Source organism: Myxococcota bacterium (genome assembly GCA_041389495.1).
GTDB lineage: Bacteria > Myxococcota_A > UBA9160 > UBA9160 > UBA4427 > JAWKRT01.
Genome location: JAWKRT010000002.1, coordinates 511,654 through 531,444, shown reverse-complemented (window position 1 = coordinate 531,444; position 19,791 = coordinate 511,654). Strand labels below are relative to the sequence as shown.

Genomic DNA, 19,791 nt, shown 5'->3' with positions numbered 1-19,791 from the left:
TATTCGTCCCGCGTGTCGAATCCCGATCGCAGTGTCGAACGACTCCCGCGCGCCCCGCGCGAGGCCGCCCCATCGACGCTAGTCGATCGCTCCCGCCGCCTTCACCGATCCATCATGTTATGCGGATGGGCGCTCGTCGCGATCTACGCGGCACTCGCCCCCGTCTCGTATGCGATCGCCGCGCGCTCGCCCTTCGGCGTCGTGCAGGAGCACGAGGTGCGCGCGCTCGAACGCGTCGTCGACGCGCTGCCGCTCGGCGACGCGCGCGCCCCGCTCCGCCGCGCCGCCGCGGGCGAAGGCGCGTTCCGCTCGGCCGCCGCACGCGGCGCGGCGTACGGCGGAGCCATGGCGGCCGCGACGCTCGTCTTCTGCGCGGCGCTGCTCGCACTCGCGCGCGACCGCGAAGCGGTCGACGACGTCGCGCTCCGCACGCTCGTGCGCTTCGCGTGGGCCTTCGGCGCCGTGAACGTGCTCGCCTATCCGATGTTCACCCAGGATTTCTGGCTCTCGGTCGCGTGGGGACGCATGTGGGCCGACGGCGTGAACCCCTACCACCACGCCATGCCCGCGAGCGCGCTCGCCGGCCTCCCGCTCGAGGAAGCGGGGACGCAGATGACGTACGGGCCGCTCTGGGCCCTGCTCGTCGGCACGCTCGAGCGCGTGGTGCCGCACCGCGCACCGCTCGAGTTCGGCGCGCACAAGGCCGTCCTGCTCCTCGCGTGGGGGACGGGCCTGCACGCGCTCGCGCGCCTGCACGCGCACCGCTCGCCCGCGCTGCGCGCGGGCGCGATCGCCCTGCTCGGCTGGGCGCCGATGTCCGTGCACTTCACCGTCGCCGAGGGTCACAACGACGCGCTGATGACGTGCGGCCTGCTGCTCTGGCTCGAGGCCACCGTGCGCGCGCGCGCGGCGTGGGCGCCGCCCGCGATCGTCGCGTCCGCTCTCTTCAAGTACGTGACCGCGCCGCTCGTCGCGCTCGAGATCGCGGCGCTCGCCGCGCCGCGCGAACGCCGCCGACGGGCGACCGCGATCCTCGCTTCGGGCGTCGGCGCGCTCGCGGTGTTCGCGCTGTTCTGGGACGACGCGCCGATCTTCGGCAGCACGGTCGCGATGCAGGGCTGGCACCTGCTCACGCCCGCGGACGCGGTGCGCACGGCCGTCGACCAGGTGCGCGCGCGGCCCATCGTCGATGCGCTCGTGCTCGCGGCGATCGCCTGGGGCGCGTGGCCCGGCCTGCGCGCCGGCCTGCGCGCGTGGGAGTCCGCGCGCAGCGCCGATGCGCCGCTCGCCGGCCCGCAGCTCGCCGTCGCCGCCGAGGCCGCGCTCGCCGGGCTGCTCGCCGCCGCGTGCGTCGCCGTCGGGCACACGTGGCCGTGGTTCCTGCTCTGGCCGCTCGCGGCCGCGGCCGCGGTTCCGCGCAGCCGGCTCGCCGCGTGGAGCCTTCCCATCTTCCTCGTGGCCCCGTTCTTCCACCTCCTCTGGGCGATGGGCGAGAGCTGGGATTCCGCGGGCCGCGCGGGCGTGGTGCTGTGGACGGCGGTCGCGCTCGTCGCGTGGCCCGCGCACCGCTGGCTGCGCCCGGCCCTCGCCCCCGCCGAGTAGCCGCGCCCCGCACCGCCCCGCACCGCACCGCCCCGCCCCGCACCGCCCCGGCGCGGCGCGCTCCGCGCTCAATGCCCACGAGCCGGCAGCCGATGGGCAGGACGCGCGCAGGTACGCGCCGCATGCGAGCGGATCGCCGCGGTCGGCCCGCGGCCGGCATCGCGCGAGGAGGGGGCGGAATGCAGCGAGGCGAGTGCCGGACGTGCGGGCGGCCCGTGCTCGAGGAGGTCCGCGTGCAGCGCGGCTTCCGCATCCTGAGCGAGGGACGCGAGATCCCCTTCGACATCCACACCCAGCTCTGTGCGCACTGCGGCGTCGTGCAGACCGACCCGCAGCCCGACGCGCGCGAGCTCGCGCGCTTCTACGCGTCGCAGGAGCGCGACGCCTTCGTCGCCCCCGATGCGGCCGACGGCGCGACCGGAGCGGGCGCGCGCGTCCCCGGCGAGGGGAGCCGACGCGACCAGGCGCGCTGGCTCGCCCGCGCGCTCGGCAACCTCCGCGGCAAGCGCGTGCTCGAGGTCGGCTGCTACGAGGGCTACCTGCTGCACCTGCTCGCGAAGCGCGGTGCGATCGCGGTCGGCATCGAGCCCTCCGAGCGCGCGGCCGCGCTCGGACGCGAGCGCTACGGCGTCGACGTGCGCACGGGGCTGTTCGAGGACGTCGACCTCGGCGACTCCCGCTTCGACCTCGTCGTGCTCTCGCACGTGCTCGAGCACCTGACCGATCCGCGCGCGGCGCTCGAGCGCGCGCGCGCGCTGTGCGCGCCGGGCGGCGCGCTCTTCGTCGAGGTGCCGAACGTACTCGCGCCGCGCATCGAGAGCGCGGTCGACTTCTTCACCTTCGACCACCTGTTCAACTTCGCGCCGGCGACGCTCGGCGCGCTCGCGCGCGCGTGCGGGTTCGAGCCCGTGTCCGTCGACGACGACTTCCCGTTCCCCGCGTTCCGCCTGCTGGCCGCGGCCTGCGAGCCCGCCCGGGCCGCTCTCGACGCGCCGAGCCCCGCCGTGCCGGAGGTCCGCGCGAGCGTCCGACGCTATGCGCGCGAGCGCGACGCCTTCGTCGCGCGCCTGCGCGCGCGCATCGACGGCGAGCTCGCGGGCTGGCGCGCTCGGCACTGCCGCATCGCGATCTACGGCGCCGGCTACCACACGGAGTGCCTGCTCGACACGACGGATCTGCGCAGTGCCGACGTGGTCGCCCTCGTCGACGGCAACCCGCGCAAGCAGGGGACGCGCGTCTTCGGCCTCCCCGTCGTGTCGCCGCGCGAGCTCGTCGCGCTGCGCCCCGACGCCGTCGTGATCTCGAGCTACGACTTCCAGGACGAGATGGTCGAGACGCTGCGCGGTGTCGGCCTCGGCGACGTTCCGACCGTCACGTTCTACGACCGCGTGCAGGCGTTCAGCCAGGCCGGTTGAGCGAGCTCACGCGCGCGCCGCATTCGCGCGCGCGGGACGCGGCGCGGCGCCGATCGCGGCGCCCGCGACGCTCGGGCCCGTCGGCTCGGTCTCGATCGCGACACCGTCGATCGCCGCGCGCGCCGCGGCGACCGCTTCCTCGCGCGTCGCGGCGGTGGTGATCACGAGCCCGGCGCGCGCCGGATGGCACTCCACTTCGCCCACCTCGTCACCCGGCGCGACGCGCAGCTCGAGCAGCGCGACGTCCGCGCGCCGCGCGACCTCCTCGGCGCCGCGGATCGCGACGACGCGGCCGGGCCGCGGGAAGAAGAAGCGCTGCGCGACGCCGCGCGCGTGGCGCGGCGCGAGCTCGTCGGGGTCGATGCGCTCGCCGAGCGCCTGGCGGATCGCCGCACCGACGAAGTCGACGCCCGTCGAGAGCGGGATGTGGTGCGAGCACAGGTAGCCGCCGGAGAGCCGCGCGGCGATCTCGATCACGACCGCGCGACCCTCGTGCACGACGATGTCGCCCTTCGCGACGCCGCTCTCGAGCCCGAGCGAACGCGCGGCCCGCGCGACCACGTCGCACACGTCGCGCTGCGCGTCGGCCGCGAGCGCGCTCGGCAGCTGTCCGCCGTCCTCGACGACGAACGGGGCGAAGCGCGCGAGCGCCTCGTAGTTGCGATCGGCGAGCCCCGGCGTCGCGACGCGATCGCCGAGCACGAGCGATTCGGTCGACACCTGCGGCCCGTCGAGGAAGCGCTCGACCATCACGCGCCCGGTCGGCGAGTTGCGGTGCGCGGTCTCGAACGCGAAGCGCGCGTCCACGCCCGACGGGCCGGGCGCGACGCGCACGACGCCGCGCGCACCGCGGCTGTCGACCGGCTTCACGACGAGCGGCACGCCCTCCTCGCGGCGATGCGCCTCGAGCTCGTCGGCGTCGAGCAGCGCGCGGAACCACGGCACGGGGACGCCGTCGCGCGCGAGCCGCCGCTTCATCGCGAGCTTGTCGGTCGCGAGCCGGGCCGCCTCGCGGCTCGGCCCGACGAGCCCGAACTCGCCGGCGAGCCATGCCGCGGTCAGCGGCGCGTCGGCCGCTGCGCAGATCACGCCGTCGGGCGGCCCGTGCCGCGCGGCGAGCGTCCGCGCGGCGTCGAGCGTCTCCTCCGGCCCGTACACGTTCGCGACGACGGGCAGGTCGGCGAGCGCGAGGCCCGGTGCGGTCGCCGACCCGTCGCTCACGACGACGCGCAGACCGAGCGCGCGCGCGCGCTCGATCACCGGCCGCGCCTCGATCCCGCCGCTGATCACCCAGAGCGTCCTGCGCCCGTTCATCGCCGTCCCTCCGGCTCGTCGCACGCGACTAGCATCCGAAGTACATCCCACCGTTCACGTTCAGCGTCTGTCCCGTGACGTACGCCGCGGCGTCGGACGCGAGGTAGACGACGGCCGCCGCCACCTCCTCGGGCGCACCGAGCCGGCCGGCCGGGATCGACGCCGCCTTCGCGCGCCCCTCGTCCGAGTCGAGCTCCGCCGCGATCATCCCGGTCGCGACGAGCCCCGGGGAGACCGCGTTCGCGGTCACGCCGTGCGGCGCGCCGAGCTTCGCGAGCGAACGCGTCAGGCCGAGCAGGCCCGCCTTCGCCGTCGCGTAGTGCACCTGTCGCGTGCCGCCCCACTGGCCGCCGATCGACGCGACGTTGACGATGCGCCCGCGACCTCGCGCGCACATCGGCGCGAACGCGCGCTGCGCGCACAGGAAGGGGCCCCGCAGGTTCACGGCCTGCATGCGGTCCCAGTCCTCGAGCGTCAGCTGCTCGAACGGCTTCTCCTGGATCATGGCGCCGTTGTTCACGAGCACGTCGACCGCGCCGAGCTCGCGCTCGACCGCGTCGAAGGCGCCCGCGACGGCGCGCGGGTCGCCGAGGTCGAGTGCGACCGCGAGAGCGCGCGCTCCCGACGCTTCGAGCGCGAGCGCGACCGACCGCGCGCCATCCGCGTCGCGATGATAGGTGAGCGCCACGTCGTGACCGGCGGCAGCGAGCGCGAGCGCCGTCGCGCGGCCGATGCCGCGGCTCGCCCCGGTGACGAGCGCGCAGCGACGCGACGCGCGCGCCGCACGCGCCCGGCGCGCCGCTCGCGGCGCGCGCGCCCTGGCCCGGCGCGTTCGCGTCCTGCGGGCGCGGCGTCACGGCGCGCTCCACGGCCACATCGCGTCGAGCGTCTGGCCCGCGAGCAGCATCGGCGACACCTCGCAGCCGGGATCGATGCGCGCCCACAGGAGCGCGGGGCCGGGCTCCGCGAGGAACGCGTCGAGCACCGCGCGCGCCGCGTCGTCGGCCTCCGCGCGCGCCGACGGGTCGCGCGACGTGCGATCGAGCGCGAACGCGGCCATGCCGTACGCGCGGGCGAGCGCGCCGAAGTCGAGCGCCGAGCGGTCGCCCGTGCTCGGGTCGTGCCCCCACGTGAGCTTCTGGAACTGCGAGACCATCGCGAGCCGGCGGTTGTCGAGCAGCGCGATCTTCGCGGGCAGACGGCGCTCGACGAGCGTCGCGAGCTCCTGCGCGTTGATCTGCAGCGAGCCGTCGCCGACCACGCACAGCACGCGCGTGCCCGGTCGCGCGAGGCACGCGCCGACGGCGCTCGGCACGTCGTAGCCCATCGCGCCGTGGCCGCCCGAGGTCAGGAGTCGGCGACGCGGCGCGTCGAACGTGAGGTGGCGCGCCGCCCACTGCTGGTGGTGGCCGACGCCCGTCACGACGACGAGCTCGTCGCCGCGCGTCGCATCGTCGAGCGCGCGCAGGAGCGCGGCCGGGTGGCAGCCTTCGCCGGCCGCGTAGTCGTCGAGCGGCAGCTCGCGACGCCACGTCTTGACGTCGCGCTCGAACGCCTCGCGGGCGGCGCGCGCGTGCGGACTGCGCGCGAGCGCGCCCGCGAGCGCGTCGAGAGCCACGGCCGCGTCGGCGCGGACGGCGACGTCCGTGCGCACGCGCGGCGCGGCGAGCTCGCCCGCGTCGACGTCGATGCGCGCGATGCGCGCGCCGCTCGCGAAGCGCTCGGTGCGCGTGCCGGTCTGGCGGACGTCGAGGCGCGCGCCGACGACGAGCAGCGCGTCGCACGAGTCGAGAGCGCGGTTCGCCCACGCCGTGCCGGTGTGGCCCACGTAGCCGAGCGCGAGCTCGTGATCGCTCGGGATCGCGCCGACGCCGAGCAGGCTCGTCGCGACCGGGATGCGCTCGCGCTCCGCGAGCGCGCGCAGCGCGCCCGCCGCATTCGCCTGCAACACGCCCTGGCCGGCGAGCACGAGCGGGCGCTCCGCGGTCCGCAGCCACGCGGCGATCTCGTCGTACACCGCGTTCGCGGCCGGCGCCGCGACGCGGATCGCATGCGCGGAGGCTTCGTCGGGCGCGGCCGCGTCGCGCGCCCGATCGGGCGCCGCACTCGCGCGCGAGCGCGACGACGACGACGCCTGCAGCGGCTCCGCGAGCGCCGCGCGCTGCACGTCCATCGGCAGCTCCACGACGACCGGCCCCGGCCGCCCCTCGCGCGCGATCGCGAACGCCTCCTCGATCGCCGCGCCCGCTTCGTCGGCGCGCATCGGGCGCAGGCACGCCTTCGCGATCGGCGCGCAGAGCTGCGAGGTCGGCACCTCCTGGAAGCCGCGCTGGCGCACGTCGCGCGCGGCGAGCAGATCGCCCGTGCCGACCTGCCCGGCGATCGCGACGAAGGGCGTCGCGTCGTAGTAGGCGTCCGCGATCACGGTCACGAGGTTCGTGACGCCCGGGCCGCTCGTCACCATCGCGACGCGCGGCGCGCCCGCGAGTCGCGCCTCGGCCAGGGCCGCATAGCCCGCGCCCTGCTCGTGGCGCGCGACGACGAAGTCGCCGCCGCGCGCGATCCAGGCGTTCAGCGTCGGCATGATCGTTCCGCCGGGATAGAGATGGAGGCGCTCGACGCCCTCGCGCGCGATCGCGCAGGCGACGAGGTCGGCGCCGGTCTCCGCGCGCGAGCGCGCATCGAGCCACGCGACGAGCTCGGCGGTCGCGAAGTCGCCGCGGCCGCCGAGCGCCGCGAACGCGGCGCGCGCGAACGCGAGCTGGTGCGGCTCGTCGACGCACAGGCGCAGGCCGGGACGCGCGCGCTCGTCGTCGCGCACGGGCCGCGCGTAGACGCGCACGCCGGCGCGCCGGCGGTCGGGCAGCAGCGCGAGGTGCTCGCGCTCGTCGGGCGCGAGGTCGAGCGCGTCCCACGCCTCGAGCGCCCGCCGCGAGAACGGATCGATGCCCTCGTGCAGCGTCGCGCCGTCGAGCCGCGCGCCGTCGAGCCGCGCGGCGTCGGCGCCGTGGGCGCGCAGTGCGCGGACGAGCTCGTCGACGAGCTCGGGGCTCGCGAACGGACAGTCGCCCGTGATGCGCACGACGGGGTCGAGGTCCCAGTGTCGGGCCGCGCCGACGAGCCGACCGAGCACGTCGTCGAGCGGCCCGCGAAAGCACGGGATGTCGCGCGCGCGGCAGAAGGACGCGATCGCGTCGTCGCTCGCATCCGTCGACGTGGCGACACCGACGAACGCGACCTCCGTCGCGAGGCGCGCGCGCGCGACGACGCGCGCGAGCAGCGGCTCGCCCGCGACGTCGGCGAGCGCCTTGCCGGGAAGGCGGCGGCTGCTCATGCGCGCCTGCACGACGATTCCGGGCCTCATGGCCGCCCCTCGCTCGCGCGGCGCGCACGCGGCGCGACGGAGTCGGGTGATGCGACGGGCCTCGGCGGCGCACCACCGGATGCGAGCGCGTGCGCCGCTTCGGCGCGCGACGGCGCGCGCGCCGGCACGGGCCGGCCCGCGTGCGCGAACGCGAGCTCCGCGATGCGGCGCGCGCCGCGGCCGTCGCCGAGCGCCGCGGCGCCGCGCGCCGCGGCCGCGCGCGCCCACTCCGCATCGAGCGCGCACTCGACCTCGCGTGCGACCGCCGCGGCGTCGAGCGCGGCCGCATCGCCGATCGGGCGGCCGATGCCGAGCGTCGCGAGCGAGCGCGCGATCGCGGCGTCGCGCGCGCCGCGCGTCGCGACGAGCGCGGGGGTCCCGAGCGCCGCCAGCTCGTACAGGCCCGTGCCGAACGCGCAGACGGCGACGCGCGCGCGCTGCATGGCGGCGTACACCCCGGCGCGCGACGGCGCGACGAGCCAGTGCACGCCGCCTTGCTCCCCGCGCGCAGGCGACGCGTCGCGCATGCGCGCTGCGAGCGCGGACGCCGGCCCGACGATCGCCTCGACGCGCAGGCCGCGCTCCGCGAGGCCCGCGCGCGCGGCGAGCGCGCGCGCGACCGGCTCGGTGCACGCTTCGGGGTCGGCGCCGCCGAACGCGACGAGCACCGAATCGCGCGCGCCCGGCCACGGCGGAGCGTCGAGCCCGCGCTCGCGCGGCTCGACGACGCACCACGCGGCGCCGCTCCGCACGCGCGCCGGGTCGACGCCGACGTCGGGCGCGAACGCGAGCGGCGACGGGACGACCGTCGCGTGCGCGCGCGCCGCGAGGTCGAGGCGATCGAGGACGACACATCCGAGCCCGCGCGCGATCGCGGCGTCGACGAGCGGAGCGACGTCGCCCGGGTCGTCGACGACGAGCGCGTCCGCGTCGAGTGCGCCGCTCTGCTCCCACTGCGGTGCGCGTTCGGCGACTCCGTGCACGGCGATGCGAGTGCGGCCCAGCTCGCGCGCTGCGGCGCGGAGCGCCGCGGCGTCGCCGCGCACGAACAGCGCGACGTCGGCGAGCGCGCTCGCCGCGCGCGCGATCGTCGCGCCGCGCAGGCAGTGGCCGAGGCCGAGGCTCGCGCTCCCGGCGGTCGCGATCGCGAGCCGCGCGGTCACGCGCGGAACCCGGCGCGGATCGCGCGCAGCGGGCGCAGCCCGTCGCCCGGGTCGGCGCGCCAGGCGCGGTCGGCGCACTCGCTCGGCGACGGGCGCTTCGCGCCCGTTCCGTCCGCGGACTCGCCCGCGCGCACGTCGCGGATGACGGCCGCGATGGCGTCGGGAAGCCAGCAGTGCCCGGCCGCGAACTCCTCGCCCGCTCCGTCGAGGTCGAGGTGGAACTCGATCATCGCCGCGCCGTGGCGGTGCACGGCGCGCTGCACGACGCCGGGCGAGACGCTGTGGTCGGACCACCCGACGTCGATCGCGCGACCGAGCGCGCGGCGCGCGAGCGCGCGGAGCGCGTCGATCGCGGCGAGGTTCGCCTCCGCCGGCGGCGTCGGATAGCCGGAGACGCAGTGGAGGAGCGTGATCGCGGTGGCGCCGGCCGCGTCGAGCGCGCGCAGCGCGCGCTCGATCTCGCCCTCGTCCGCCATGCCGGTCGAGAGCACGACCGGCCGCCCGTGTCGGGCGCACGCTTCGAGCAGCGGCGTCCACAGCAGCTCGTACGACGCGATCTTGTAGAAGTCGACGAAGGGCGCGAGCGCGTCGACCGCCGCGAGCGAGAACGGCGTGCACGCGAAGGCGAGGCCGCGCGCGCGTGCGCGCGCCGCGAGCTCGGGCAGGAACGCCTCGGGCAGCTCCCAGGCCTCGCGGGCGCGGTGGGCAGCGCTCCGCTCGAGGATCTCGGGCGCGAAGAGGTCGCGCACGCGGAAGAGCTGGAACTTGACGGCGTCGCACCCGACGTCGGCCGCGCAGTCCACGAAGTCGAGACAGCGCGCGAGGCTCGCGTGGTGGTTGCTCGACACCTCGGCCACGAAGCGCGTCCGCATCGGTGCCGAGGCCGCGTCGGATCGCGCTTCCATCTCCCCTCACCGCCCCTCACCGGCTTCGCGGCCGCCCGTTCGTTCCCGCTGCGACGCGCGCGGCGTTGCAGATCGAAACGCCCTCGCGCGCGCGCGCCTTGCAGCCTGCACGGCAGGCGCGCGGCGCGCGTTGCAGATCGGCCGCCGGTGCGCGCCGCGACGGGCCATCGCGACCCGCAGCGGCGCGCGCGGCGCCCGAGCGATCGGAATTGCAAGCGGGATGCCGGTCAGTCGACGCGCAGGCCGGGGAGCACGCGCCGCGTGCGATCGAAGCGGCCGAGCGCGTCGCGCTCGACCAGGAGCTTCGCTCCCTCGCCCGCCGCGACGCGCCAGCGCTGGCCGTCGAAGTCGACCATCGTGCGGCGCGGCTTGCCGAGCCGCTCGAACAGGTCGGCGAGGAGCCCGCGCCGCACCGGGTCGACGAGCGTGTACACGCCGCTCTCGCCCGACGCGCCGAAGCGCAGCCGCGCGCCCCGATCGAAGCTCACCTCGAGCGCGTGGCCGCCGGGCGCGTCGCCGATGAACGCGCCCGGCTCGATCGCGCCCGGCGTTCCCGGCTGCACGACGACCTGGTGCAGCACGGTTCCCGAGCGGACGACGAGCCGCCCGCGCGCGACGCGCCCCTCGCCCTTGCTCGCGACGCGTTCGAGCACGATCTGCGTGGATGCGTAGAACTGGAGCGCGCGCAGCTCGTCGTCGCCGAGCTCGAGGCGCACGCGCATCGCGTCGGTGAACGGAACGAGCTCGCCCGGCGGCGTCGACTGGCACGCTGCCGCGGCGGCGATCGCGAGTGCGAACGCGGTGCACACCGCATGCATCCGCCCGCCGCGCGACGGCTCGTACGGCGCTCTCGCGGCCTCCCGCACGCCCTCGTCCCCCTTCTCCGCGCTCCGAGGCGCGAACGGTACCGCACGCACCCTTCGGGCCGTTCGGCCCATGCATGCGACGTCGCGCGATCGGGTAGGGTGCGCCGACTGCACACGCGCGGGCGAAGACCTCGCCGAAGAAGGAGCGGATCATGCGGAACCGGACGACGTGGAAGACGTGGACGACGATGGCCATCGCCGGCGGGCTCGTCCTGAGCGCGGCGGGCGCGAGCCAGGCACTCGACAAGTGCAAGGTCCGCACCTACGGGCGCGACGGCACGATCCTCGTCGACGCGCGCGACGTCACGGGAACGCTGACCTGGGGCTTCACGGCGGGGCGCGAGCTCGGCACGTTCGACAACGCCGCGGAGTGCATCGCGAACGGCAAGGCGAGCAAGTGCACGCTCGCACCCGAGGGCACGCTCGAGCGCGTGTCGCCTCCGCCCTCGTGCACGCTGCACCTCGCCGACGCGACGAGCACGTGCTCCGTCGCGATCAAGCGCTGCACGCCCGGCCTCCGGCCCGTGTGCCCGCCCGACATGGAGCGACTCGGCTCGGAGTGCATCGAGAAGACCGCGGGCCTCGGCGACCACGCCGCCGTCGTGAGCGCGTGCCACGCGCGCGGCCGCTCGCTCTGCACGGCGGCGACGTACATGGAGTGCGACGTCCTCAACCTGTCGAACTCGCGGGTCGGGTCGTGCGGCTGGAACACGGACGGCGGCCACTGGCTCTACGCGGCCGGGACGCTCTCGGAGGCCGGCCAGAACGTGTTCAACCGCCTCTTCATCTACCAGTCCGACAACGACGTCCACGAGCAGACGCAGGGCTCGGGCGGCATCTACTACTACCACTGCTGCGGCCCGCTCGGGACGGAGTAGCGCAGCGTGGGCACGCGGCCTCCGATCGCCTAGCGTCCGCGGCCTGCGCGGATGCAGCCGAGGAGGTCGCGGATGAAGGCGTGGCGCGTCGTCCGGTACGGGCGCCCGAGCGAGGCGCTCTCGCTCGACGAGATCGAGGCCCCCGAGCCCGGCCCCGGGCAGCTGCGCATCGCGACGCGCGCGACCGCGCTCAACTACAACGAGGTCGACGGCTGCTACGGCCGCTACCTCACGGTGAACCCGCCGCTCCCGTACACGCTCGGCATGGAAGCGGTCGGCGTCGTCGACGCCGTCGGCGCGCCCGCGCACGCGGGCGCACCGTCGCTCGAGCCGTGGCTCGGCCGCCGCGTCGCGCTCACGGGCGCGGGCGCAACGGGCGCGCACGCAGAGCGGGTGGTCGGCGACGCGGCCATGGCGTTCGCGTCGCCGGACTCGCTCGGCGACGACGAGGCCGCGGCGTTCTTCTTCCCGTACCACGTCGCCGGCCTCGCGCTCCTCGAGCGCGCCGCGCTGCGCGAGGGCGAGACGCTGCTCGTGCACGCCGCGGCGGGCGGCGTCGGCTCGGCCGCGCTCCTGCTCGGGCGCGCGCTCGGCGCGCGCGTGATCGCGACGGCCGGCGGCGCGGAGAAGGTCGCGTTCTGCCGCTCGCTCGGCGCGGACGTCGCGATCGACTACCGCGCCGAGCCGTTCGACGAGGCCGTGCTCGCGGCGACGAACGGGCGCGGCGTCGACGTCGTGTGCGACCTCGTCGGCGGCGAGGTGACGCAGCGGAGCCTGCGCTGCACGGCGCGCGGCGGACGCGTCGTGCTCGCCGGGTTCTCGGGCGGCATCGAGGAGGAGGATCGCGCCGGGCTCCTGCCGCGCCCGATCGTCTTCGGGAACGTCTCGCTCGTCGGCGTGATGCTCGCCTACGTGCCGGAGGAGACGCCGCCCGTCGCGGGCCTCGGTCTCTTCCCGCGCAGCGTCGGCGAGCGGCTGCAGGAGCGGCTCGTCGCACTGCTCGACGCAGGAGCGATCCGCCCCGTCGTCGGCCGCACCGCGTCGTTCGAGAGCCTGCCCGCCGAGCTCGAGCGGACCGAGGCGCGGCAGAGCGTCGGCCGGACGATCCTGCGTTGGTAGCGCGCGGCCGCAGCGCGCGGCGCGCCGCCGCGGCCGCGGCGCTCGCGACGGCCGCGCTCGCGTGCAGCGAGCCATCCGCACCGCACCGGCCGGACATCGTCCTGATCGTCGCCGACACGCTGCGCGCCGATCACCTCGGCTGCTACGGCTACACGCGCGCGCCGAGCCCGACGAGCCCGCACATCGACGCGCTCGCGCGCGAGAGCCTGCTCTTCGCGCAGGCCGTCTCGGCCGCGCCGTGGACGTCGCCCTCGGTCGCCTCGCTCTTCACCGGCCTCTACCCGTCGGCGCACGGCGTCGTGCGGTCGCCCGTCGACGACGACGTGCCGACCGACGCCCTCGCACGAGCGCACGACACGCTCGCCGAGCGCCTCGCGCGCGCCGGCTACGCGACGATCGGCATCACCGCGAACCCGTGGGTCTCGCGCGAGCGAGGCTATGCGCAGGGGTTCGACCTGTTCGCGGAGCGCGCGCACGCGAACGCGAGCGAGGTCGCGGCGACGGCGCGCGCGCTGCTCGGCGAGGTGGCGCGGCGCCCCGCCCCGTTCTTCCTGTACGTCCAGCTCATGGATCCGCACCTCCCGAACGAGCCGCCGGCCGAGCTCGTGGACCGCTTCCATCCGCGGGGCGCGGCGCGCAGGCCCGCGCACAACGCGCTCGGCGAGCTCGTCGACACGCTCGCGCGCTACGACGCCGAAGTCTTCGCGCTCGACGCGGGCGTCGGCGAGCTGATCGATGCGCTGCGCGAGCTCGGACGCTGGGAGGACGCGGTCGTCGTCTTCGTCGCCGACCACGGCGAGCAGATCTTCGACCACGGCGAGTACGGACACGGCCGCGCGCTGTTCGCAGAGGAGGTCCACGTCCCGTTGCTGCTCCGCGCGCGCGGCCTGCGCGGCATCGTCGACCCGCCCGTGAGCTCGATCGACGTCGCGCCGACGCTGCTCGCACTCGCCGGCGCGGACGGAGACGACGGCGGCGACAGCGCACCGATGCAGGGCGTGTCGCTCCTCGACGACGCCGCGCTCCGCGCGCGCGGCGGGGCCTTCTCGGAGGCCACGATGCGTCACAACCAGAAGGCGTTCGTCGACGCCGACGGTGCAAAGCTGATCCTCGACTTCCCGAAGCGCGCGCAGGCGCGCGTCGCGCCGATGAGCGACGCCGCGCGCGTGGCGCTCCTCGGCGCGCGGCCGGGCCTCGGCGCGCTGCGTCCCGAGATCGAGGACGAGACGCGCGCCGCGCGGCTCGAGGCCGCGCTGCGCGACGTCTACGCGCGCTCGCTCGCGCTCGGCGAAGGATTCGAGCCCGACGAGGTCGTGCTCGACGCCGCGACGCGCGCGCAGCTCGAGGCGCTGGGATACGGCGCGACGCGCGACGAGCCGGGCGACGCGGACGAGCCGGGCGCCGACGACTGACGGGCGGCGTGCGCGACGGGCACGCGGTGCGCGGGCGCGGTGCGCGGGCGCGGTGCGCGGGCGCGGTGCGCACGGCGCTCCCGGCTCCCGGAACGCCTAACGACGCGCGCCGCGACCCCCGGGAGCTGCTAGCGTCGGCGCGTGCCGCGCACGACGCTCCCGCTCCTCGCCGCCTTCGCCGTCGCCGCGCTGCTCCGCCTCCACGATGCGTGGTCGGCGCCCCCGCTCTCCGGCTTCGACGGCCCCTACCACGCCGCCTACCTCGGCGCGATCGTGTGGGACGGCCGGTTCCCGCTCCCGCGCGGCTTCACCAACCACCCGCCGCTCTACTACGCCGTCGCGGCCGCCGTCTGGAAGCTCGTCGCCCCGGTCGCCGGAACGCACGGCCAGCTGTTCGCGATGCGGCTCGTCAGCGTCGCGAGCGGGCTCGCCATGGCCGTCGCCGTCGGGGCGTGCGCGCGCCTCGTCGCGCCGGCGCGCTCGCGCGTCGCGGTCTACGCCGCCGTCCTCGCGCTGTTCGTGCCGATGCACGTCGGGCCCTCGAGCGTGCTCGGGAACCAGGCCTTCTCCGACGCGCTCGCGGCGCTCGCGACCTTCCTCCTGCTGCGCGCGCTCGCGCGCGAGCACGACGGCGATGCACTGCGCGCGGCGGCGATCGCGGGCATCGCCGCGGGCCTCGGCGTGCTCGCGAAGCTGTCGGTCGGCGTCGTCGTCGCGGCGGGAGCGGCCGCACTGCTCGCCGACGGCGTGCGTCGCGTCGGCGCGCGCCCGCGCGCCGCGGCGCTCGCCGCCGCGTTCGCGTGCGTCGCCGCGCTCGTCGCGAGCCCGCACTTCGTCCGCAACGCCGTGCACGCCGACGCCCCGCCCGACGCGACCGCGGACGTCTGGGCCGGGCTCGATCGCAGCCAGGGGCTCGCCGCGCGGCCGTGGAGCGCGTACGTCGATCCGCACCTCGGGAGCCTCGTCCGGCCGGGCACGACCGACCCGGCCGCGCGCCGCGCCGTCTGGCCCAACACCTTCGCGTCGACGTGGTTCGACCTGTTCGGCAGCGTCGTCGACGTCCACGCGCCGCGCGCGCAGCGCGCAGCGCACGTGTTGTTCGCCTTCGGTGCGCTCTTCACCGCCGCGGCGCTCGCAGGCGCCGCGCTCGCGGCGCGCGGCGCCGTCTCCGGCGGCCCGCCGCTCGGCACCGCACTCCTCGCGCTCGTCGCCGCCGCGACGCTCGCGAGCTACGTGGCGTTCACGCGCGCCGTCGCGACACAGGGCGCGCTCAAGGGCACCTATCTCGCGCCGGCGCTCGCGGCGTTCTGCACGTTCGCCGCGCTCGGGCTCGACGCGCTCGCCGCCCGGAGCGCCGCCGCGCGGCGGGCCGTCGCCGTCGCGCTCGGCGCGTTCGCCGTCTGCGTGTGCGCGACGCTCGCACACGGCGGCATCGCGCCGCTGCGCGCGAACCCCGCGGACTTCGTGATGCGCGACTTCGCCGATGCCGGCTCGCGCCGCGCCTACGAGTACTTCACGGGGCGCCCGGCGCCGACCGGCGCGAACCCGCTGCGGCTCGAGCGCGCGCCGTCGGGGCGCGCCGCTCGTTAGTCGAGCGCGGGGCGCTCCGCCCCGCGCCGCGCGGGCGCCGGCGCTCCGCCACCCGCGCGGCGGTGGATCTCGGCGAAGTCCGTCCACTGCGGCGCGTCGGCGTCGAGCGACTCGAGCTTGGGGCGCATCCAGTCGCGCTGACCCTGCATCCAGATCGCCACGCGGATCTGCCGCGACGCGACCCACGCGCCCCACGCGCAGACGCCGGCGAGCCCGACGGCGAGCGCCGCGCGCGACCCGCGCGAGAGCGAGGGCCACGCGGGCGCGCCCGCGGCGCGCGCGGCGCGGAACGCGACGAGCAGCGACGGCGGCCACGCGAGGATCGCGAGCCGCGTGAAGCTGTCCACGCCCGGCTCGCCCGAGAGCGAGACGTGGAAGCCCGCGACGACGCCGCTAGCGACCGCGAGGAAGGCGCGCCTCCACTCGCCGGGCCGCAGCCCGACGAGCGTCGCGAGCGCGTAGAACGCGGCGCTCGCATAGATGATGGGGAACTGGATGCTCGCGCGATTCCCGTAGCTCCAGTACGCCGCCATCTCCGCGAACGGAAGCGTGAGCTTCGCATCCCACTGCACCTGGTGGGCGTCCCACAGCCCGCGGAAGCCCGGCACGCGCCACGCGAGATAGAAGTGGTAGGCGGCGAACGCGGCGAGCGGCAGCGCGAGCCCGGCGAGCGTGCGCGCGTCGCGGCGGCGGCGCACGACGAGCGCATCGAACGCGAGCGCGGCGCCGAGCAGGATGGCCGGGTAGCGCGCGAGGAAGGCGAGCGCGAGCCACCCGCCGGAAGCGAGCGACGCGCCCCGCGCGCACGCGCGCAGGCACAGCAGCGCGGCGAGCATCGCGACCGGCTCGGCGTGCGGCGCGGCCGAGAGGAGCAGCCACGCCGGGTTCGCGAACGCGAACACCGCGGTCGCGGGCGTCGCGGGCACGTCGACCTCGCGGGCGAGCGCGTGGAAGGCGGGCACGCACGCCGCCGACGCGACCCAGCTCGCGACGACCGCGAGCGCGCCCCAGTCGAGCGCGTGGAGCGTGAGCGCGCGCGCGAGCGCGAGCAGCGCGGGATACAGCGGCGCGTGCCCCAGGTAGTCGCGGCCCTCGGGCGCGTACGGGAGCGGGAAGGACCGCGCGATGTCGATGTAGAGGTGGCCGTCGAAGAAGGCGCCGAGCGTCGACGGCGGCGTGCCGCCGACGCCGCGCCACGCGATCGCGGCCGAGATCAGGAGCGACGCCGCCGCGAGCAGCGCCACGTCCCGCCGCTCGTCACGCGCGAGCGCCGCTCGCGCTTCGTCGGCACCCGGGGCGCTCATGCGCGGCGTGGATACCGGATCGCGCGTGCGCGGTCGAGCGCGCTCCGGCGACCGCGGCCGCGCGCGACTATGCTGCGCGCGCCGTCGCGAGGAGCGCGCCGGCCGCGGCGGGCGCGCCGCGCGCGGAGGAGCGACGTGGCGGCGATCGTCCCCTTCCTCGCTCGCCATCGCACGCGCATCGCGATCGCCCTCCTGTTCGCCGCGGGCGCCGCCATCCGCGTCCACAACGCGCTCGGCTACTGGGTCAACAACGGCTTCGACGGCCCCTTCAACTGGGAGTACGTCCGCCAGCTGACGACGGACTGGTCGCTGCCCGACCCGCAGGCGCACTGGTCGGCCGCGCGTCCGCCGTTCTTCTTCTACGCGGGCGCGGTGCTCGCGCGCGTCTTCGGCCCCGGCCCCGCGCGCAGCGTCTGGGCGATCCGGCTGGCGAGCAGCGCGCTCGGGCTCGTCGCCATCGCGCTCGTCGCGCGCCACGTCGCGCGTTCGGAGCCCGACGCGGCGCGGCGCGGGCTGCGCACGGCGGTCGCGGCGGGCCTCCTGCTGTTCCTCCCCGCGCATCTCGAGCTGAGCGCGATGCTGAACGAGGAGATCACGGTCGCGAGCCTCGGAACGATCGCGCTCCTCCTCGCCGTCGCGCCCGCCGCGCGCGCCGACGCGGGCGCGCGCGCCCGCGACGGGCACGGCGCGCCGATCGGCATTGCGCGCGCCGCGGCGATCGGCGCGCTCGGCGGGCTCGCGTTCCTCACCAAGCTCACGGGATGCCTCGTCGTCGTCGCCGTCGTCGCCGCGCTCGTCGTCGACGGCGTGCGGCGGCGCGCGCTGCGCGCATCGCTCGTGCGCGCCGCCGTCGTCGCCGGTGTCGCGCTCGCCGTCGGCGGCTGGTTCTACGCGCGCAGCCTCGCGCTGCACGGCTACCTCTACCCGCACGCGCTGCCCGCGCACGCCGCGATGCTCGACCTCCCGCCCGGCGAGCGCGGCGTCGGCGACTACCTGCGCTTCCCGCTCGCGACGTTCGCGAACCCGCGCGTCGACGCGCCGGAGCTCCTGCACTCCGTCTGGGGCGGCACGTACGCGACGCTCTGGTTCGACGGCCAGCGCCACTTCGTCCCGCGCAGCCACCCGAACGTCGCGCGCGCGGGGCTCGCGATCACGCTGCTCGCGCTGCTCCCGACGGCCGCCTTCGCCGTCGGCGCGACGCGCGCCGCGCGCCGCGCGCTCCGTGCCGCGGGCACGGCCGACGCGCCGATGCTCGCGCTCGTCGCGCTCACGCTCGCGGGCTACGTGCTCTTCACGTGGCGCAACCCGTGGTACGTGACCGTGAAGGGCAGCTACCTGCTCGGGCTCGCGCTCCCGTTCGCGGCGTGGTCGAGCGAGGTGCTCGTCGACTGGATGCGCGGCCCGCGCTGGCGGACGGCGGCCGTCGGCGGCGCGCTCGTCGCGCTCGCCGCCGCGTGCGCGCTCGCCTTCACGTGGGGCACGCCGCTGTGGACGATGACCTTCGGCGTCGACCTGCCGGGCCTCCGCACGGTGCCGGTCGGGGGCTGAGCGCGCGACTCCCGGCGACGCGGAGACACGCGCGCGACGAGCGCGCGTCACGCGCCGATGCGATCGACGACGATCTCGCCCGCGCGCGCGACGAGCGCGAGCCGCTCGCCCTGCCCCGCGAGCACCGCGAGGTCGGCGAGCGGGTCGCCGTCGACGAGCAGCAGGTCGGCGCACGCGCCGGGCGCGACGACGCCGAGCTCGCCCGCGCGGCCGAGCAGCTCCGCGTTCACGAGCGTCGCCGAGCGCAGCACGTCGAGGGCCGGCTCGACGCGCGCGCGCAGCAGCAGCTCCTTCGACTGCGCGGGGTGCGTCTCGCCGAGCAGGTCGGTGCCGAACCCGAGTGCGACGCCCTCGCCCCGCGCGATGTCGATCGACGCGAGCCCGGCGCCCATCACGTCGCCGAGCTTGCGCAGGCTCGCCTCCGGGAAGCGCAGCGAGCGACCGAGCTCGTGGATCTGGTCGTACGTGACGAGCGTCGGCACGAGGAAGCAGCCGCGCTCGGCCATCGCGCGCGCCGCGCCGGCGTCGATCAGGTTGCCGTGCTCGATCGAGCGCACGCCCGCGCGCACCGCGCGCTCGATCGCCTCCGGGATGTAGGCGTGCGCGAACGCGTAGGTGCGCCGCGCCTGCGCCTCCTCGACCGCCGCGCGGATCTCGCGCTCGGTGTACTGCACCATGTCGATCGGATCGGACGGCGTCGCGACGCCGCCGCCCGCCATCACCTTGATCTGGTGCGCGCCGCCCTTCAGCTCCTCGCGCGCCGCGCGCCGCACGGCGTCCTCGCCGTCGGCGACGTGCGAGAAGCCCGACGTGCGGATCTGACAGGCGCAGATCGCGGGGAACTGCGACGGCGCGTGCGTGTCGCCGTGGCCGCCCGTCTGGCTGAGGACCCGGCCCGAGCGGAACACGCGCGGGCCGCGGATCGAGCCCGCCTCGAGCGCCTGCGCGATGCCCGCGTCGAGGCCGCCCGCGTCGCGCACGGTCGTGAAGCCGCGGCGCAGCATGCCCTCGAGGATCGCCTTCGCCTCGATGCCGACGCGCGTGAAGGGACGGCGCGCCATCGCCGCGAGGTCCATCGTCGTGATCGCGGCGTGGACGTGCGCGTCGATCAGGCCGGGCAGGAGCGTGCGCCCCGCGGCGTCGTAGACGGGAACGTCCGCGGCGACGGCGAGCGCGGCGCCGTGCTCGGCGACCTCGACGATGCGCCCGCCCTCGACGCGCACCGAGGCGCCCGGGCGGCGCTCGCCCGCGGCGAGGTCGAGCAGTGCGGCGTTGCGGATCGCGAAGGACGTCATGGGGGGCCTCGCTCGA

14 protein-coding genes and 1 pseudogene are annotated in these 19,791 nt (G+C 76.7%); 7 read left to right on the top strand and 8 right to left on the bottom strand.

Annotated features, from left to right (window positions below; genetic code table 11):
- Positions 1 to 114: 114 nt before the first annotated feature.
- Together R3E88_13085 and R3E88_13080 are read left to right on the top strand one after the other, a co-directional pair.
- Positions 115 to 1,602, top strand: a complete 1,488-nt coding sequence (locus R3E88_13085) for a hypothetical protein (protein MEZ4217410.1) — start codon at positions 115 to 117, stop codon at positions 1,600 to 1,602.
- Positions 1,603 to 1,781: 179 nt separating this feature from the next.
- Positions 1,782 to 3,017 (top strand): class I SAM-dependent methyltransferase, encoded by a 1,236-nt coding sequence (locus R3E88_13080; protein MEZ4217409.1) that lies wholly within the window; start codon positions 1,782 to 1,784, stop codon positions 3,015 to 3,017.
- Between the two features lie 6 nt (positions 3,018 to 3,023).
- Here R3E88_13080 and R3E88_13075 read toward each other — a convergent pair whose 3' ends face one another.
- The 6 genes and pseudogenes from R3E88_13075 to R3E88_13050 all read right to left on the bottom strand — a co-directional run bounded on the left by R3E88_13075 (position 3,024) and on the right by R3E88_13050 (position 10,572).
- Positions 3,024 to 4,331, bottom strand: a complete 1,308-nt coding sequence (locus R3E88_13075; GenBank protein MEZ4217408.1) for an ATP-grasp domain-containing protein — start codon at positions 4,329 to 4,331, stop codon at positions 3,024 to 3,026.
- Between the two features lie 28 nt (positions 4,332 to 4,359).
- Positions 4,360 to 5,088: pseudogene (locus R3E88_13070) on the bottom strand (3-oxoacyl-ACP reductase family protein).
- 96 nt (positions 5,089 to 5,184) lie between these two features.
- Positions 5,185 to 7,695: a thiamine pyrophosphate-binding protein gene (locus tag R3E88_13065; GenBank protein MEZ4217407.1), complete on the bottom strand. Its 2,511-nt coding sequence runs from the start codon at positions 7,693 to 7,695 to the stop codon at positions 5,185 to 5,187.
- Entirely contained in the window at positions 7,692 to 8,858 is a 1,167-nt protein-coding gene (locus R3E88_13060; protein MEZ4217406.1) for a hypothetical protein, read from the bottom strand. Before R3E88_13060 ends, R3E88_13065 begins: the two co-directional genes overlap by 4 nt.
- Positions 8,855 to 9,763: an N-acetylneuraminate synthase family protein gene (locus R3E88_13055; protein ID MEZ4217405.1), complete on the bottom strand. Its 909-nt coding sequence runs from the start codon at positions 9,761 to 9,763 to the stop codon at positions 8,855 to 8,857. Before R3E88_13055 ends, R3E88_13060 begins: the two co-directional genes overlap by 4 nt.
- Before the next feature lie 227 nt (positions 9,764 to 9,990).
- The gene (locus R3E88_13050) at positions 9,991 to 10,572 is read right to left on the bottom strand and encodes a hypothetical protein (protein ID MEZ4217404.1); all 582 of its coding nucleotides are present in this window, start codon (positions 10,570 to 10,572) and stop codon (positions 9,991 to 9,993) included.
- A 209-nt stretch (positions 10,573 to 10,781) separates the two neighbouring features.
- Between R3E88_13050 and R3E88_13045 the strand changes: the two genes are divergently transcribed.
- From R3E88_13045 to R3E88_13030, 4 genes are all read left to right on the top strand, one after another.
- The gene (locus R3E88_13045) at positions 10,782 to 11,507 is read left to right on the top strand and encodes a hypothetical protein (protein MEZ4217403.1); all 726 of its coding nucleotides are present in this window, start codon (positions 10,782 to 10,784) and stop codon (positions 11,505 to 11,507) included.
- Positions 11,508 to 11,579: 72 nt separating this feature from the next.
- Positions 11,580 to 12,626: a zinc-binding dehydrogenase gene (locus tag R3E88_13040; GenBank protein ID MEZ4217402.1), complete on the top strand. Its 1,047-nt coding sequence runs from the start codon at positions 11,580 to 11,582 to the stop codon at positions 12,624 to 12,626.
- The gene (locus R3E88_13035; protein MEZ4217401.1) at positions 12,620 to 14,038 is read left to right on the top strand and encodes a sulfatase; all 1,419 of its coding nucleotides are present in this window, start codon (positions 12,620 to 12,622) and stop codon (positions 14,036 to 14,038) included. The genes R3E88_13040 and R3E88_13035 overlap by 7 nt, the downstream gene beginning before the upstream one ends.
- A 141-nt stretch (positions 14,039 to 14,179) precedes the next feature.
- Positions 14,180 to 15,628: a glycosyltransferase family 39 protein gene (locus R3E88_13030; GenBank protein MEZ4217400.1), complete on the top strand. Its 1,449-nt coding sequence runs from the start codon at positions 14,180 to 14,182 to the stop codon at positions 15,626 to 15,628.
- On the opposite strand, the gene R3E88_13025 is transcribed toward R3E88_13030, so the two are convergent.
- Entirely contained in the window at positions 15,625 to 16,872 is a 1,248-nt protein-coding gene (locus R3E88_13025; protein MEZ4217399.1) for a hypothetical protein, read from the bottom strand. The two genes, R3E88_13030 and R3E88_13025, sit on opposite strands and share 4 nt — an antisense overlap.
- A 195-nt stretch (positions 16,873 to 17,067) precedes the next feature.
- On the opposite strand from R3E88_13025, the gene R3E88_13020 reads away from it, so the two are divergent.
- Positions 17,068 to 18,480, top strand: a complete 1,413-nt coding sequence (locus R3E88_13020) for a glycosyltransferase family 39 protein (protein MEZ4217398.1) — start codon at positions 17,068 to 17,070, stop codon at positions 18,478 to 18,480.
- Between the two features lie 47 nt (positions 18,481 to 18,527).
- On the opposite strand, the gene R3E88_13015 is transcribed toward R3E88_13020, so the two are convergent.
- On the bottom strand, positions 18,528 to 19,775 hold the full coding sequence (locus R3E88_13015; protein MEZ4217397.1) for an amidohydrolase family protein: 1,248 nt from the start codon (positions 19,773 to 19,775) through the stop codon (positions 18,528 to 18,530).
- Positions 19,776 to 19,791 lie beyond the last annotated feature (16 nt).